Source organism: Rhizobium sp. WSM409, from assembly GCF_057653825.1.
On the sequence record NZ_CM172794.1, the window covers coordinates 4,432,931 to 4,449,525 of the forward strand.

Below are 16,595 nucleotides of genomic sequence, written 5' to 3' on the forward strand. Positions count from 1 at the left end.
GCTTACGCAAACGTCCGCAGTCGCCGGATCGTTTCCTCCGCCTCGCCGATCGCGTCGGGCGTGCCGACCGTTAGCCAATGGCCTTCGAGCACCATGCCGAAAAGCCGTCCGCGCGCGATCGCCTTGTCGAAATAGATATTGAGGTTGAAGGCATCCTTCGGTGCATCGTCGAGCAGCGACGGGTTCATGACGATCGCCCCGGCATAGACGACGGGATTGGAGGGATCATCGCGATAACGCGTCAGCCGGCCATCGACCGCGAGACTGAAGTCGTTCTTGCCGTTGTGACCCGTCGTATCCTCGATCCCAACGCAAAGCAGCGCCATATCCATGCGTTCGGCATCAAAGAATCCGGCTAAGCGTTCTAGGTTCGTCGGCCGCCCCTGCTGTTCGCCGATCCAGAAAAGATCGGCGTTCATGACGAAGATATTGTCGCGGCTAAGCAGCCTCAGCCCCTTCGCCAGGCCGCCGCCGGAATTCATCAGTGCGTCCCGCTCGTCCGATATGACGATGTCGAGGCCGTGATAATTCCCGAGATGGTCGAGCATCTGGTCGGCGTGGTGGTGAACGTTGACGACGGCGCGTTCGATGCCGGCCGCGACCAGGCAATCCAGCGTGTAGTCGATCATCGGCTTGCCGTCGATCTTCACCAGCGGCTTCGGGATCGTATCGGTGATCGGGCGCATGCGGGTTCCGAGACCCGCGGCCAGTACCATGGCTTGTCTGATGGTCATTCTGATCCGGAACTTATGATTCGCTCTGGCCTATTCCAGCCCTTGCGCACCAATCGCGCAAGGGGGCAAGCGTTTCATGCTCGAGCGCGACGTTCAGATAGGAAAGCGTCCGCGGCATATGTTTCAGATAGCCCGGCTTGCCGTCGCGCTGCAACAAGCGCACCCAAAGACCCGCAAGCTTGCAGTTGCGCTGCGCCGACATGATCGCCCAGGCCTTCATAAATCCGGCTTCGTCGAAACAGCCCTGCGCGCGGCGAAGCCCCAGATAATCATCCATCAGCTGCCGGAAGAGGTCCGGCTCGATCGTTACGCGCGCATCCTGGACGATCGAGGCGAGGTCATAAGCCGTCGGGCCGATCATCGCGTCCTGGAAATCGATGAGGCCGATCCGTTCGACGCCCTTCGCATGCGGTCTCCAGATGATATTTGGCGAGTGGAAATCGCGCAGCAGTAGGTTCTTCTCGGCCGTTGCGAGCTCGTCGATGAGCGCATCCCAGATCGCTAGATAATCCGCGCGTTCGGCGTCCGTTGCAGGTGCACCCTGGCGCTTCCAGGGCAGGTGCCAGTCGAGCACCAGCCGCACCTCCATCTTCATCGCCGTGCGGTCGAAATCAGGAATATGGTGGACATGGCCCTTTCCAACGGAGATGTCCTGCGGAAATTTCAGGGCGTGCAGTCTGGCCAGGCAGGCAACGCTTTCGCGATAGCGTTCTATAACCGGCTGTCCGTGGGCATCCAGCACGCCGTCGCTGCCGAGATCCTCGATCAGCAGGATACCTTGATCATAATCCACCTTGTAGACTTCGGGCGCCGCAAAACCGTCCTTGCGCAGCGTATCGGCGATCGCAACGAACGGATAAGCGTTTTCGGCAAGATGCGCGACTTTGGGATAGGGTTTGCCGTCGAGAACCGGCGGGCCTTCAGCAAGCGGCGGCCAGTCCATCAGGATGATGCGCTGGTTCCCGGCCTTCGGATAGATCGCCTCATAGGCGCGCAGCGAGGCATCACCGGTCAGAAATCGGCGTTTCGCAGTGGGGTAACCGGCGGTATCAAGGAACTCGCGGATCGCCAGGACGCGGCGGATGCGTGTATTTTGCGCGCCAGCGGCTTCGATCGTTGCCCGGCGGCCGCTGCCTTCATGCGCCAGCGTCAGGGTGATGCGCTCCGCGGGCAGTTCGCTCTCCGCCATCTCAGGCCATTCGACGAGGCAGATACCGTTCTGCAGGGCCTCGTCGAAGCCAAGCTCCGTCAGTTCGGCAGGGTCGCCGAGCCGGTAGAGATCGAAATGCGAAACGGCGATGCGCAGATCGTAGGATTGCACCAGCGTGAAGGTCGGGCTCGGGACCTCGAGCCCCTCGTCATCGGCCATCGCGCGCAGGATCGCCCGGGCGAGCGAGGATTTCCCGGCGCCGAGATCGCCTGAAAGGGCAAGGCAATCGCCGGCCTTCAGCGCCAGCGCCAGGTCTTCACCGAGGCGGATGGTAGCCGCCTCGTCTTTCAGGAAAAGCGAGATCGCATCGCTGGTCGTCATTCGGCGGCGGCGGAATGCGGGACATCGACCGAGGGGATACGGCAGACGACGGTCGTGCCCTTGCCCGGCTCGCTGTCGATCGTCACATCGCCATGATGCAGACTGACGAAGCTGTCGACGATCGAGAGGCCGAGGCCGGCGCCGCCGCGTTTGCCGCTTTTCGCTCCCGTAGCAAACCGGTCGAAGACGGTCGCGATCATGTCAGGTGAGATGCCGGGGCCGCGATCGCCGACGGAAAAGACGAAATCCGTGCCTTCGCGATGGCATTCCAGCGAGATCGAGGTGCCTTCGGGCGAGAAATTCGCCGCATTGGACAGAAGCTTCAGAAGGATCTGCTTCAGCCGCTGCGGATCGGCAACGATCGAGCCGAGATAGGCGGGTGCGGTGATTTCAAGCGCGACACCGCTTTCGTGCAGGCGATCTGCGATCTGCATCGAGACGTCGTCGAGCAGGTCGTTGAGATCGATATCCGCATAATTGAGGCGCATGATGCCGGCGTCGACGGTCGCAAGGTCGAGAATATCGTTGACGAGCGTCAACAGAACCGAGGACGAGGTCGAAATGTGGTCGATATATTCGGCCTGCCGTTCGGTAAGCGGCCCGACGCCCGGCGTGCGCAGGAGATCGGTGAAGCCGATGATGTTGGTCAGTGGCGAACGCAGTTCATAGGAAACGTGCTGGACGAAGTCGTTCTTCAGCTCGTCGGCCTTGCGCAACGCTTCGTTTTTCTCGGTCAGCGCGCGCTCGGCACGCACGCTGTCCGTCATATTGACGAAGGTCAGCATGGTCTGCGCGTTCGGCAGCGGGATGACGGCGTAGTCGAGCACCAGGCCGGAGAAGAGTTCCAGCGTTCCCTGGCCCGAGCGGCGTTCGTCGTCGAAGCTGGTGATCAGTTCGGCGAAGGTCTTCCAGCCGTCCGGCTGGTCATAGGACGGGGCGCAGGCCTCGCCCAGCGCACGAATATGGGTGCCGGGCTTGGCTTCGGTTTCGGTGATCCCCCAGAGCGCGCGGAAGGCCGGGTTCGAAAGGCGGATGCGTCCATCAGGACCGAACACCGCCACACCTTCGGAAAGATGGTCGATCGTTTCGCCCTGCACCTTGACCAGCGTGTTGTAGCGCGTTTCAAGATCGACCTGTTCGGTCAGGTTTTCGAACACCCAGGTGGCGCCGCCCTGCGGATGGGCGGTCGCAAAGACGCGCAACGTTTGCCCGTTCGGCAGATGCCAGAGATCGGTTTGCGTGTCGAGCGCGCGATAGACGGAAAGTGCGGCTTCCTTCCAGCTTTTCCAGTTGAGCTGGTCCGGCAGTTTCTTGGCCGCCCGCAGCCGCTCGAGCAGCTCACTATTGTCGGGCCGGCCTTCGAGGAAGGCGATATCCAGCTCCCAGAGCGCGACGAAGGCCTGGTTGTAGAATTGCAGCCGGCGCTCGCCATCGAAGATGGCAACAGGCGTGGCGAGATGGTCGAGCGTTTCGGCATGGCTCTTCAGCGTCCGTTCCAGCTCGGCGCGCACGGCCTCTATGTCGGACACATCGATCGCGATGCCGGCCGAGCCGCCGGGAACCCTGACGTCGACGACGTCGAAGAATGTGCGGTTTCCGTGCACGACCGTCGAGATCTTGTCGTGGAAGGGCGACTCCGGCGTCGTCGTGGCGCGAATGCGTTCGCGCGCCACGGTCGTCAGCATCTCGCGGCCTTCATTGATCGCCTGCTGCGGCGATCGCGCTTCGACCGCCTCGCCATAAGCCTGGTTGACCCAGGTGAGGCGACCCACCGGATCGCGCTGCCAGGCCGGCATGTCGATCGCGTCGAGCATGGTCTGGAAGGCGGAGATCGAGGTCATCAGCCGGTCGCGCTCGATCCTGAGTTCTGCGAGCTCGGCGCGCAGATTGTTGAGCGCCACGAAACGCACGAAGGCACGCCCGCCGGAAACCCGGCCCTGCGCCTCGAGGATTTCGTCGCGGATGGTTTCGACCACCATGTCGAAGCTCTGTGCCTCGTCGCGCAGCCGGTCGATCGCCTTTTCCAGCTCGGAAGCCGAACGTGACTTCAGCCACAGGCCGAAGGCCAGGAATTCGCCGTCCTGCGGCGCGCCGGTCTCAGGCGGAAGCTGGCCGAGCAGTTCGGGGCGCGCATTGCCGTCCCAGATGACGATCCGCCGGTTCTTGTCGGCGATCAGAGCCTGGTATTGCGAAATGCGCTGCTGGGCATCGGAGAGCGCCGAGCGGATTTCCCGGCTCTCGTTTTCCAGGTTGCCGCGCTGACGCACGAGCCACAGCGTCGACAGCAGTGCTGCCGATATGACGCCGATGACGACGGAAACACCGATCACTTGCGAGGATGTGAAGAGGTGAGCCGTCGCCGCCGCCTGCTGCTCCGCCTGTGCCAGGGCCGGCCGCGCCAGCGCGGCAAGCGCCGTGCCGGCCGCGCAGCTTTTCAGGAAGCGCGCCAATGGTCCGTGCTCTTGCTTTGCGGCCTCGTGTGCCGTTGCAGATTTATATCCTTGACCTGCCATCAGCGGACGGCGATGGGCGCGTGCGCCATCATCCGCCTGACCGGGCAGGCTGCTTTTTATTTCCGACATCCGCGGTATGTCTCCGTCCTTCAATGTGCCGCATTACGACAAGACATCCCATTTTCGCAGCGGCCGGACAGGGTCCGGCGTCACGAATCAAGTCTTAAAACAATACTTCGGAAGGGAATCGGCGGGAAGGGAGCGTCCAAAAAATAAGCCGCGGCATTTGTCAATGCCGCGGCTTCTACATCTTGTGGATATTAACGATCAGATCAATATCTGTAGTGGTCGGACTTGAACGGCCCCTTCGGCGAGACGCCGATATAGGCAGCCTGTTCCGCAGAAAGCTCAGTCAGCTTGACGCCGAGCTTGTCGAGATGCAGGCGTGCGACCTTTTCATCGAGATGCTTCGGCAGGATATAGACCTGGTTGGAATACTGGTCGGGCTTGGTGAAGAGTTCGATCTGCGCCAGCGTCTGGTTGGTGAACGAAGCCGACATCACGAAGGACGGATGGCCGGTGGCGTTGCCGAGGTTGAGCAGACGGCCTTCGGAAAGGAGGATGATGCGGTTGCCCTTGGGGAATTCGATCAGGTCGACCTGCGGCTTGACGTTGGTCCACTTGAGATTGCGCAGTGCAGCGACTTCGATTTCGTTGTCGAAGTGACCGATATTGCCGACAATCGCCATATCCTTCATCGCCCGCATATGGTCGATGCGGATGACGTCCTTGTTGCCGGTGGTGGTGATGAAGATATCGGCCGAGGAAACGACGTCCTCGAGCAGAACGACTTCATAACCGTCCATCGCAGCCTGCAATGCGCAGATCGGATCGGCTTCTGTCACCTTGACGCGGGCGCCGGCGCCGGAGAGCGAAGCGGCAGAACCCTTGCCGACGTCGCCGTATCCGCAGACGACGGCAACCTTGCCGGCCATCATGACGTCGGTGCCGCGGCGAATGCCGTCGACCAGCGATTCCTTGCAGCCATACTTGTTGTCGAACTTCGACTTGGTCACCGAGTCGTTGACGTTGATCGCCGGGAAGGGCAGCAGGCCCTTCTGGCTGAGCTGGTAAAGGCGGTTGACGCCAGTCGTCGTTTCCTCGGTGACGCCCTTGATCGCGTCGCGCTGCTTGGTGAACCAGCCAGGCGAAGCGGCAAGGCGCTTCTTGATCTGTGCGAAGAGGATTTCCTCTTCTTCGGAATGCGGATGAGACAGCACGTCCTCGCCGGCTTCGGCGCGGGCGCCGAGCAGGATGTACATGGTGGCGTCGCCGCCGTCATCGAGGATCATGTTGGAAAGGCCGCCATCGGCCCACTGGAAGATCTTGTCGGTGTAGACCCAGTAATCGTCGAGCGACTCACCCTTGATGGCGAAGACAGGCACGCCGGAAGCGGCGATCGCGGCAGCGGCATGATCCTGCGTCGAGAAGATGTTGCACGAGGCCCAGCGGACTTCGGCGCCGAGCGCGACCAGCGTTTCGATGAGCACGGCCGTCTGGATGGTCATGTGCAGCGAGCCGGTGATGCGCGCGCCCTTCAACGGCTTTGTCTGGCCGAATTCGGTGCGGCAGGACATCAGGCCCGGCATTTCGGTTTCGGCGATCGTAATTTCCTTGCGGCCGAAATCCGCAAGCCCGATATCGGCGACGACATAATCTTTTTCAGTGCTCATAGAGGCCTCCAGGCTGAAAACGTCTCAAAATTGGCGCAGGCGCGAAAATAACCCGCGTGCAAGCGCACGGCATGTTGGCCGTTTAGCAGGCTTCGCCGGTGATGGCAATAAGGATATAAAGAAGTCTTTATATGTTTATATGAGCTCGATCGGAGCTCACATCTCTTCGCCAAACCTATTCTGGATCAGCTGGTCCAGGGCCTCCAGCGCTTCCTCGGCCTGGCTGCCGCTCGCCGAGACGACGACGCTCGAGCCGGGGCTTGCCGCAAGCATCATCAAGCCCATGATGGAGGTTCCGCCGACCGTCATTCCATCCTTGGAAACGGTGATGGCGGCATCGAAGGTCTCGACCATCTGCACGAATTTGGCGGAAGCGCGCGCGTGAAGACCGCGCTTGTTGATGATAAGGAGTTCCCGGGAGAGCGATGTCATGAAGGCCCGTTATTTTCCGCTGAGCACACGGCTCGCGACATTGATATATTTCCGCCCAGCTTCGGAGGCCTCCACCAGCGCCTTCTCCATGTTGTTCTCGCCGCGCACCCCGGCAAGTTTGATCAACATCGGCAGGTTGACGCCGGCAATGACTTCGGTATGGCCGCTGCTCATGACTGATATGGCGAGATTGGACGGCGTGCCGCCGAACATGTCGGTCAGGATGACGACGCCATGGCCATCATCGGCACCGGAAACGGCTTCCAGAATGTCCTGCCGTCTCTGATCCATGTCGTCTTCGGGACCGATACAAACCGTCTCGATGAATTTCTGAGGACCGACGACGTGCTCGACAGCATGACGAAACTCTTCAGCCAGCTTGCCATGCGTGACAAGCACAAGTCCGATCATGATATTACTGCTCCCATAGACGAAACGGTGGACCCAATATCGCAATGCAGCAATTACGTCCACCGGTGGGGGCACATCTTGGCTATGAAAAGCCGAAGTGCAAGATAAAAATGCGAATATATAAGGCAGATTGACCAATCCGGAAGGCCTCAGCGCCCGATATCCGGCACTTTTGCCATCAGGATCGCAAGGGGTGAGCAGACGCCTGTGAGCAACCGCAATGCGGGGAGCGAAAAATCGGCGACAAGGCTCACCATTTCGCCCTCGGGAGGCACCCGATTTTCACCGGTAGCGCTGCCTGGAAGCACGGCATAATGCATGGTCGCCTTGGGAATATGGTCCTGATGAACGATGCCGGTGCCGCGAAGCTCGATCAGCCCGGTGATCGACGCCGGGCACGTGGCGATCACCGCGCCGGCCTCCGCTGAGAGAAGAACCTGGTCGTCGGCGACCAGCGCCGTGAACAGTCCGAGGCGGCGCGCCTCGGTCATGCAGGTGAAGGCCAGCATCGATTTTCCCCAGCCGGAGGGGCCGCTGAACAACAGCCCCGTCTTGCCGACGACGATCGCCGTCGCATGGATGTTGAAGGCTGCCTCGGTCATGCTGCGGCGCCGACTGGCAAAGAGAGGATGAAGCGCGCGCCGAGCACATGCCCGCTCTCGGCATCGGTGATGTTTTCGGCTCTCAGCGACCCGCCATGCGCCTCGGCGATCTGCCGGCTGATCGAAAGGCCGAGCCCCGAATTTTGGCCGAAGCCTTCCGCCTCCGGTCGGTCCGTATAGAAGCGCTCGAAGATGCGGTCGATATTTTCCGCCTGGATGCCGGGGCCGTTGTCTTCGATCGTGGTGACGCAGCGCGAACGCGTCCGCACCAGCCGCACGATAATCTTGCCGCCCTTTTCCGGCACGAAAGAGCGGGCATTCTCGATCAGGTTGGCGATGATCTGGCCGATGCGTAGATCGTGGCCGTTGATGACGAAGCGCGTCTTGACGTTCGGCTTGCGTTCGATCGCATATTCGATTTCCACCTGCTTCTTGGTGCTCCTGACCTGGCGCGAAACCTCGATGAGGTCGCGCAGCAGCACCTCCATGTCGACGGAGCCGGCATCGACGCGTGCGAGTTCGGCGTCGAGACGGGAGGCGTCGGAGATATCGCTGATCAGCCGGTCGAGGCGGCGGACATCGTGCTGGATGACGTCCATCAGCCGCTTCTTGGAATCGTCGGATTTGGCAAGCGGCAGCGTTTCGACGGCGCTGCGCAGCGAGGTGAGCGGGTTCTTCAGCTCGTGGCTGACATCGGCCGCGAAACTCTCGATCGAATCGATGCGGTCGTAGAGCGCCGTCGTCATCTCGCGCAATGCGATGGAAAGGTTGCCGATTTCATCCTGGCGGGCAGAGAAGTCGGGGATCTCTTCGCGCGTCTTGGCGCCGCGGCGGACGCGGATGGCCGCTGCCGAAAGACGGCGCAGCGGATTGGCGATGGTCGATGACAGCACCAGTGAAAGCAGCACGTTGACGAGTGTCGCCACGCCGAAGACGCGCATGATGGCAAGCCGTTCGGCATGGACGATATTGTCGATGTCGCCCGCCTGCGTCGATAGTAGCAAAACGCCGAGCACGGCGCGGAAGCGCTGGATCGGCACGGCGACGGAAACGATCAGTTCACCTTTTTCGGTGGTGCGCACGACCGCGCCGCGCACGCCGGTGAGCGCGTTCATCACTTCGGGATAGATCGAGCCGTCGCCACCCGGCGCTTCCTTATAGAGCGGCAGATTGCCGGGCTGCAGCGCCTTGTTGAACAGGGTGGCGAACCACTCGCTCCAGGTCTGTTTCTCTTCCTCCACCGGCGGCAGGTCGAAGCGCAGCACCTGGCCGCGCGAATAGAGATGGCGCGAATCGAGCAGCAGGTTGGCATCGGCATCGAAGATACGGGCGCGCGTGCGCGTCGGAGAGATCAGCCGGCGCAGGACCGGCGCGACCTTTTCGGGATCGATCGGGAATTCAAGGTCCTCATCGTTCGGCACCGGGGTGATGCTCTGGCCGGCCTGCAGCTCGAGCAGCTTCTGCGGATCGATGGTAATCGAGTTCGTATCGACGGACGCGGAGGCCGAAACGGCGCCGGCGATGATTTCGCCCTGCGTCAACAGGCTTTCGGCGCGGGCGTCGATCAATCCCTCGCGGAACTGGTTAAGGTAGAGGATGCCGCCGACGAGCACCACCAGCGCAACGAGATTGAAGAACAGGATGCGCCGTGTCAGGCTCGAAAAGACGGCATTGCCGAAGATCCGGCGGATCAGGGTGAAGGGATGCGACCAACGGCGGCCTCGGACGCGACGGGTGCTCACGCCCTCCGCATCGTCCAGATCCCTTTCCTGCACCAACTGTGCCAATGACAGGCCCTTTCGAAGGGCGGGGCCGGATGGACCGGCCCGCAGCCCTCAACATTTCCGACAGCGCCGCGCGTCTTTTCAGACGCGCAAAGGACGCTGTGACATTTTGAACTGCTGCATAATTTAATCCTTAAATCGATGCCGATTTAGGAAATTATGCAGGAGTGCGCTGCGCCGCTCGGGGCTCAGGCTGCTTCGCGGAAGCGGTATCCCACTCCGTAGAGTGTTTCAATCATATCAAAGTCGTTGTCGACCATCTTGAATTTCTTGCGCAGCCGCTTGATGTGGCTGTCGATGGTCCGGTCGTCGACATAGACCTGTTCGTCATAGGCTGCGTCCATCAGCGCGTCGCGGCTTTTGACGACGCCGGGGCGCTGCGCCAGCGAATGCAGGATCAGGAATTCGGTCACCGTCAGCGTCACTGCCTCACCCTTCCAGGTGCAGGTGTGGCGTTCCTGGTCCATGACCAGCTGCCCGCGCTCCAGCGAGCGGGCCTGCTGGACCGCGCCGGTCTTCGGGGCGCCGGTGGGGCTGGTGCCGGCAGCAGCGGCTTCGCGGCTTGACGCGCGGCGCAGGACGGCGCGCACGCGCTCCACCAGCAGACGCTGCGAAAACGGTTTGGTGATGAAATCGTCGGCGCCCATCTTCAGGCCGAAGAGTTCATCGATCTCCTCATCCTTGGAGGTGAGGAAGATGACGGGAATGTCCGACTTCTGCCGCAGGCGGCGCAGCAGTTCCATGCCGTCCATGCGCGGCATCTTGATGTCGAAGATCGCCAGCTGCGGCGGTCGCGCCAGCAGGCCGTCGAGCGCCGAAGCACCGTCCGTATACGTCTCGACCTTATATCCTTCAGCCTCCAGTGCGATCGACACCGAGGTGAGGATGTTGCGGTCGTCATCAACGAGCGCGATTGTCGGCATGGTGTTGGTCTCCGTCATCAGTGCGCAATCTCCCGGATTTGCTCTCCCCAGGCGGTCTCAGTGACCGGATGCGCTTATGGAGGATAAAGGTGGAACAAATTGTGGCAAAGATAAAGGGGAGGATTGCCGTAAAATTCGCTGGCAATCTTAGGTGGTGCTTCCGATGGTCTAAACGCGACCTATTCAAACGATTTAAAATTAGAACGATAAATTTAAATCGATTAATTATTTGATATCACTGCATTTTCTCAGATTTTCCATCTTGTGTTTTAAAATTTCTGCCCGTATTTTCGCGATTAGTTTTAACGGCAACGAGCCTGAGTGAAGGGAACTAGCCATGGAAATGTTCGGAGTTCATAACCCGGCAATAGAGCTGGCAACGGTTGGATTGGGCGGCGCATCCAGCGTTCGCTACAACTTTTCCGCCGCCGCGCTCTATGAAGAAGCGATCCGCCGGGGCGAAGCCGAACTGACCGCTCAGGGCGCACTGCGGGCTCTCACCGGCCAGCACACTGGCCGTTCGCCGCGCGACAAGTTCGTCGTTCGCGATATCAATACCGATGGCGAAATCTGGTGGGACAACAACAAGCCGATCTCGCCGGAGCATTTCGCCGTGCTGCGCGACGATATGCTGGCGCATGCCGCGGGCAAGGAGCTTTTTGTCCAGGATCTCGTCGGCGGCGCCGAGGAAGGCCATGCCTTGCCGACCCGCGTCGTGACCGAATTCGCCTGGCATTCGCTGTTCATCCGCAATCTGCTGATCCGCCCTGATACCGCAGCGCTGTCCAGCTTCGTGCCGAAGCTGACGATCATCGATCTGCCGAGCTTCAAGGCCGATCCGGCCCGCCACGGCTGCCGTTCGGAAACGGTGATCGCCTGCGATCTCACCAACGGTCTCGTCCTCATCGGCGGCACCTCCTATGCCGGCGAAATGAAGAAATCGGTCTTCACCGTGCTCAACTACCTGCTGCCGGCCAAGGGCGTGATGCCGATGCACTGCTCGGCCAATGTCGGCCCGGACGGTGACGTGGCGGTCTTCTTCGGCCTTTCCGGCACCGGCAAGACGACGCTTTCGGCCGATCCGGCCCGGACGCTGATCGGCGATGACGAACACGGCTGGAGCGAAAACGGCATCTTCAACTTCGAAGGCGGCTGCTACGCCAAGACCATCCGCCTCTCGGCCGAAGCCGAGCCGGAAATCTATGCGACGACACAGCGTTTCGGCACCGTGCTGGAAAACGTCGTGCTGAACGAAAGCCGCGAGCCGGATTTCGACGACGGGTCGCTGACCGAGAACACCCGTTGCGCCTATCCGATGGATTTCATCCCGAACGCTTCGGAAACAGGCCGCGCCGGGCATCCGAAAACGATCATCATGCTGACTGCCGATGCGTTTGGCGTCATGCCGCCGATCGCCCGATTGACGCCGGATCAGGCGATGTATCACTTCCTCTCCGGCTACACCGCCAAGGTGGCTGGCACCGAAAAGGGTGTCGTCGAGCCGGAAGCGACCTTCTCCACCTGCTTCGGCGCTCCTTTCATGCCGCGGCACCCGGCCGAATATGGCAATCTGCTCAAGGAGCTGATTGGTCGTCATGACGTCCAATGCTGGCTTGTCAATACCGGCTGGACCGGCGGCGCCTATGGCACCGGCAAGCGCATGCCGATCAAGGCGACGCGTGCGCTTCTCGCTGCTGCCCTTAGCGGTGAACTTGGACAGGCGGAATTCCGTGCTGACACGAACTTCGGCTTCGCCGTGCCGGTCTCCGTCGACGGCGTCGACGGCAGCATTCTCGATCCGCGCTCGACCTGGGCCGACAAGGCAGCCTACGACGCGCAGGCCGAAAAGCTGGTCTCGATGTTCATTGCGAACTTCGCCAAGTTCGAGGACCACGTCGACGGCGGCGTCCGTGATGCGGCCCCCGGCATAAAGCTCGCTGCCGAATAAGTAGATCAAACCTCTGACTCACGTGAAACCCGGCATCGCAAGATCGCCGGGTTTTCCATGTCACAGCCGATATTTTCAATTCGCCGCCGATGTGAGATAGAACGCCGCATGGCCAGCGACGCACTCTATATCGATGACAGGATCACCATCGCCGGATGGGAACTGACGGAACAGTTCGTTCTGGCGGGCGGTCCCGGCGGGCAGAATGTCAACAAGGTCTCGACCGCTGTCCAGCTGTTCTTCAACATCGCGAATTCGCCGTCCCTCAATGATCGTGTCAAAACCAATGCGATCAAGCTCGCCGGTCGGCGGTTGTCGAAGGATGGCGTGCTGATGATCGAGGCGAGCCGGTTTCGCAGCCAGGACCGCAACCGCGAGGATGCGCGCGACCGGTTGAAGGAATTGATCCTCGAGGCCGCCAAGCCGCCGCCGCCGCCACGCAAGAAGACCAGGCCGACCAAGGGTTCGGTCGAACGCCGCCTGAAGGAAAAGTCCGGTCGCTCGGAAGTCAAGAAAATGCGCGGCCGCCCCGGCGGCGGCAGCGGTGAGTGATATGCCGGAGCTCTTGAGCGGCATCCGCCATCTCCCCGGTTACCTCGATCGAGCGCGTCAGGAGGCATTGGTCGAGGCGATCCGCACCGTCGTCGCCGAAGCGCCGCTTTATGTGCCCGCCATGCCCGGCACCGGCAAGCCGATGTCCGTGCGCATGACCAATTGCGGGCCGCTCGGCTGGGTGACGGACAAAGAGCACGGCTATCGCTACCAGCCGACACACCCAGCAACCGGCAGACCCTGGCCTGATATGCCGCAGCAATTGCTCGATATCTGGAATGACATTTCAGGGTACGACAGGCCGCCGGAAGCCTGCCTCGTCAATTTCTACTCCGACGAAGCGCGCATGGGCTTGCATCAGGACAAGGACGAACAGGACTTCAAGGCGCCTGTCGTCTCGATCTCGCTCGGCAACAGCTGCCTCTTTCGCGTCGGCGGCCTCAGCCACAATGATCGCACGCTATCTTTCAAGCTTTCGAGCGGTGACCTGGTCGTACTGGGCGGCGAGGGGAGGCTGTGCTTCCATGGCGTCGACCGTATCCATCCGGCGACTTCGACGCTGCTGAAGAATGGCGGCCGCATCAATCTGACGCTCCGCCGCGTCAATCCCTAGAGCCTACTATAGTTTTCGCAGCGCAACCTGTTCGATCAGGTGATCCTTGCCCTTTTTCAGGATGAGATCGGCGCGCGGACGCGTCGGCAGAATGTTCTGGCGCAGGTTCTTCAGGTTGATGTTTGCCCAAAGATCCTCGGCGATATCAAGCGCTTCCGCGTCGCTGATCGAGGCATAGCGATGGAAATAGGAATTCGGATCGCGGAAGGCGGTCTCGCGCAGCCGCATGAAGCGCGTGACATACCAGTTATGGATCTCGTCTTCGGCGGCATCGATATAGATCGAGAAGTCGAAGAAGTCGGAGACCATCGGCACGATCCTGCCGCCGGCCGGCAAGTCGCGCGACTGCAGCACGTTGATGCCTTCGAAGATCAGGATGTCGGGCCGGTCGACGATCTTGTATTCGTCCGGCAGCACGTCGTAGACGAGGTGAGAATAGCTGGGCGCCTTCACATCCGGCCGCCCGGCCTTGATCGCCGAGAGGAAACGCAGGATCGCAGCCGTGTCGTAGCTTTCCGGAAAACCCTTGCGCTGCATCAGCTTTTCCCGCTGCAGCACGGCGTTGGGGTGGAGGAAACCGTCGGTGGTGACGAGATCGACCTTCGGGCTGGAAGGCCAGCGCCCCAAGAGCTCCTTGAGGATACGGGCGGTGGTCGATTTGCCCACAGCGACCGAGCCGGCGATGCCGATGACGAAGGGTGTCTTCGTCACATCAGACAGGCTGAGGAAGCGGTTGCGCTGTTCAAACAGCATCTGCGAGGATTCGACATGTGCCGAGAGCAGCCGCGACAGCGAAAGATAGATGCGCCGGACCTCGTCGAGATCAATCGGATCGCCCATCGAACGCAGCCGTTTGACCTCGTCGCTCGTCAGCGTCAACGGCGTATCGGCGCGGAATTTCGCCCATTGTTCGGAAGAGAAGAAGTGGTAGGGCGAATAGGATTCCGACTGGAAGTGATCCAATGTTTCCGGCACCCCGATAATCTCAGTCGCGATACTCATGAACTCTGCCGGCTGGCCTTTTCCTTGAGGCCGGACTGCGCGGTTCTGCGCTCGAGCTCGGCCATGACATCCTCTAACGGTATTTCAGCAATCTTCAATACGACCAATAGGTGATAGAGCACATCGGCGGCCTCGTAGGTCAGGTTGTCGCGGTCGCCGGTCACCGCCGCCATCACGGCTTCGATCGCCTCTTCGCCGAGCTTCTTTGCCGCTTTCGGCTGACCGGCAGCCACGAGCTTGGCTGTCCAGGATTGCTCCGGCGAGGCTTTCGATCGCTCTTCGACGATGCTCTCGAGATCGGAAAGGGAAAATCCGCTCATAGGTCTGCTTTCAAGGTTCAGTCGAGACGCATGGCGATGCCGCACTTCGACATATAGTGCTTCGCCTCGCTGACGGAATAGGTTCCGAAGTGGAAGATCGACGCGGCGAGAACGGCATTGGCATGCCCCTCCTTCACCCCGGCGACGAGATCGTCGAGATCGCCGACGCCGCCGGAGGCGATGACCGGCACACGCACCGCATCGGCGATCGCCCGCGTCAGCTCCAGATCGTAGCCGACCTTGGTGCCATCGCGGTCCATCGAGGTGACCAGCAGCTCGCCGGCGCCGCGCGCCACCATTTTCTGGGCGAATTCGACGGCATCGATGCCGGTCGCGTTGCGGCCGCCATGGGTATAGATCTCCCAGGCGCTGAGATTGTCGCCGCCGACCGCCTGCGTTCTTCGGCGCTTGGCATCGATCGAAACAACGATGCATTGGTCGCCGAACTTGTCGGCCGCCTCGGTGACGAAGTCGGGATTGCTGACCGCTGCCGAATTGATCGAGACCTTGTCGGCACCGCACAGCAACAGCTTGCGGATATCGGCGATGGTACGCACCCCGCCGCCGACCGTCAGCGGCATGAAGCATTGGTCGGCGGTGCGCGATACGACATCGAAGATCGTCTCGCGATTGTCCGAGGAAGCGGTTATGTCGAGGAAGCAGAGTTCGTCGGCGCCGGCCGCGTCATAAGCCTTCGCGGCTTCGACGGGATCGCCGGCATCGACGAGATTGAGAAAGTTGACGCCCTTGACGACGCGGCCGTCCTTGACGTCGAGGCAGGGAATGACACGGGCCTTGAGGGTCATTTACACGGTCTCCTTGGTCCGGGCCGCCTTGATCAGCGCCAGCGCTTCCTTGGGATCGATACGGCCGTCATAAAGCGCACGGCCTGAAATCGCCCCTTCCAGCTTCCGAGCATCCGGCTCCAGCATGCGGCGGATATCGTCGAGAGAGGCAAGGCCGCCCGAGGCGATGACGGGAATGGAAACGGCGTCGGCAAGTTCCAGCGTCGAAGTCCAGTTGATGCCGGCCAGGATGCCGTCACGGTCGATATCGGTGTAGATGATCGCGGCGACGCCGGCGCCCTCGAATTTCTTGGCGAGTTCAATGATACCGAGTTCGGAGGCCTCCGCCCAACCCTCGACGGCCACCTTGCCGCCCTTGGCATCGATGCCGACGGCGACATGACCAGGAAATTTCCGGCAGGCCTCGATCACCAGCGCCGGATTTCTGACCGCGACGGTGCCGAGAATGACGCGCCGCAGCCCGCGCGACAGCCAGGCCTCGATATGATCGAGCGTGCGAATGCCGCCGCCGAGCTGTACGGGATTGTCAGTTGCCTTCAAGATCGCTTCGACGGCATCGCCATTGGCCGAATGTCCCGCAAAGGCGCCGTCGAGATCGACCACATGCAGCCATTCGAAACCCTGATCTTCGAAGGATCTCGCCTGGGCGGCCGGGTCGGTGTTGTAGACCGTTGCCTGTTGCATGTCGCCGAGCTTCAGGCGGACGCATTGGCCGCCTTTCAGGTCGATCGCGGGAAAAAGGATCATCTCG

General features: G+C 61.1%; 16 protein-coding genes. 3 read left to right on the plus strand and 13 right to left on the minus strand.

The window, feature by feature from the left end; all coding sequences use genetic code 11:
* Positions 1-2 precede the first annotated feature (2 nt).
* The 9 genes from AC25BC_RS21710 to AC25BC_RS21750 all read right to left on the minus strand — a co-directional run bounded on the left by AC25BC_RS21710 (position 3) and on the right by AC25BC_RS21750 (position 10,603).
* A complete protein-coding gene (locus AC25BC_RS21710; RefSeq protein ID WP_012759565.1) occupies positions 3-734 on the minus strand; it encodes a nucleotidyltransferase family protein in 732 nt (243 codons plus the stop codon).
* A 13-nt stretch (positions 735-747) separates the two neighbouring features.
* The gene (locus AC25BC_RS21715; protein WP_012759566.1) at positions 748-2,265 is read right to left on the minus strand and encodes a bifunctional tRNA (adenosine(37)-N6)-threonylcarbamoyltransferase complex ATPase subunit type 1 TsaE/phosphotransferase; all 1,518 of its coding nucleotides are present in this window, start codon (positions 2,263-2,265) and stop codon (positions 748-750) included.
* Positions 2,262-4,847 carry a sensor histidine kinase gene (locus tag AC25BC_RS21720; RefSeq protein ID WP_012759567.1) on the minus strand — a complete coding sequence of 862 codons (2,586 nt, stop codon included), beginning with the start codon at positions 4,845-4,847 and terminating at the stop codon, positions 2,262-2,264. The genes AC25BC_RS21715 and AC25BC_RS21720 overlap by 4 nt, the downstream gene beginning before the upstream one ends.
* 203 nt (positions 4,848-5,050) lie before the next feature.
* Positions 5,051-6,451 (minus strand): adenosylhomocysteinase, encoded by a 1,401-nt coding sequence (gene ahcY / locus AC25BC_RS21725; RefSeq protein WP_017995606.1) that lies wholly within the window; start codon positions 6,449-6,451, stop codon positions 5,051-5,053.
* Between the two features lie 156 nt (positions 6,452-6,607).
* The gene (locus tag AC25BC_RS21730; RefSeq protein ID WP_003544133.1) at positions 6,608-6,883 is read right to left on the minus strand and encodes an HPr family phosphocarrier protein; all 276 of its coding nucleotides are present in this window, start codon (positions 6,881-6,883) and stop codon (positions 6,608-6,610) included.
* Between the two features lie 9 nt (positions 6,884-6,892).
* Positions 6,893-7,294 (minus strand): PTS sugar transporter subunit IIA, encoded by a 402-nt coding sequence (locus tag AC25BC_RS21735; protein ID WP_003544139.1) that lies wholly within the window; start codon positions 7,292-7,294, stop codon positions 6,893-6,895.
* A gap of 149 nt (positions 7,295-7,443) precedes the next feature.
* Entirely contained in the window at positions 7,444-7,896 is a 453-nt protein-coding gene (locus AC25BC_RS21740) for an HPr kinase/phosphorylase (RefSeq protein WP_012759569.1), read from the minus strand.
* Positions 7,893-9,683, minus strand: coding sequence for a sensor histidine kinase (locus AC25BC_RS21745; protein WP_012759570.1), 1,791 nt, complete (start codon positions 9,681-9,683; stop codon positions 7,893-7,895). Before AC25BC_RS21745 ends, AC25BC_RS21740 begins: the two co-directional genes overlap by 4 nt.
* A 185-nt stretch (positions 9,684-9,868) precedes the next feature.
* Positions 9,869-10,603 carry a response regulator transcription factor gene (locus tag AC25BC_RS21750; RefSeq protein ID WP_197725694.1) on the minus strand — a complete coding sequence of 245 codons (735 nt, stop codon included), beginning with the start codon at positions 10,601-10,603 and terminating at the stop codon, positions 9,869-9,871.
* Positions 10,604-10,940: 337 nt separating this feature from the next.
* Here AC25BC_RS21750 and AC25BC_RS21755 point away from each other — a divergent pair, with 337 nt between their 5' ends.
* The 3 genes from AC25BC_RS21755 (at position 10,941) to AC25BC_RS21765 (ending at position 13,716) form a co-directional block, all read left to right on the plus strand.
* The gene (locus AC25BC_RS21755) at positions 10,941-12,551 is read left to right on the plus strand and encodes a phosphoenolpyruvate carboxykinase (RefSeq protein WP_012759572.1); all 1,611 of its coding nucleotides are present in this window, start codon (positions 10,941-10,943) and stop codon (positions 12,549-12,551) included.
* A gap of 108 nt (positions 12,552-12,659) precedes the next feature.
* Positions 12,660-13,103 (plus strand): alternative ribosome rescue aminoacyl-tRNA hydrolase ArfB, encoded by a 444-nt coding sequence (gene arfB / locus AC25BC_RS21760; protein WP_011649864.1) that lies wholly within the window; start codon positions 12,660-12,662, stop codon positions 13,101-13,103.
* A gap of 1 nt (position 13,104) precedes the next feature.
* Entirely contained in the window at positions 13,105-13,716 is a 612-nt protein-coding gene (locus tag AC25BC_RS21765; protein WP_128438351.1) for an alpha-ketoglutarate-dependent dioxygenase AlkB family protein, read from the plus strand.
* A 6-nt stretch (positions 13,717-13,722) separates the two neighbouring features.
* On the opposite strand, the gene coaA is transcribed toward AC25BC_RS21765, so the two are convergent.
* The 4 genes from coaA to hisA are packed head-to-tail and all read right to left on the minus strand — an operon-like array spanning position 13,723 to position 16,591.
* The gene (gene coaA / locus AC25BC_RS21770) at positions 13,723-14,718 is read right to left on the minus strand and encodes a type I pantothenate kinase (RefSeq protein ID WP_012759574.1); all 996 of its coding nucleotides are present in this window, start codon (positions 14,716-14,718) and stop codon (positions 13,723-13,725) included.
* Complete coding sequence (locus AC25BC_RS21775) at positions 14,715-15,038, minus strand: phosphoribosyl-ATP diphosphatase (protein WP_012759575.1); 324 nt, start codon at positions 15,036-15,038, stop codon at positions 14,715-14,717. The genes coaA and AC25BC_RS21775 overlap by 4 nt, the downstream gene beginning before the upstream one ends.
* 17 nt (positions 15,039-15,055) lie before the next feature.
* On the minus strand, positions 15,056-15,844 hold the full coding sequence (gene hisF / locus AC25BC_RS21780; RefSeq protein WP_012759576.1) for an imidazole glycerol phosphate synthase subunit HisF: 789 nt from the start codon (positions 15,842-15,844) through the stop codon (positions 15,056-15,058).
* Positions 15,845-16,591: a 1-(5-phosphoribosyl)-5-[(5-phosphoribosylamino)methylideneamino]imidazole-4-carboxamide isomerase gene (hisA, locus tag AC25BC_RS21785; protein WP_012759577.1), complete on the minus strand. Its 747-nt coding sequence runs from the start codon at positions 16,589-16,591 to the stop codon at positions 15,845-15,847.
* Between the last annotated feature and the right edge of the window lie 4 nt (positions 16,592-16,595).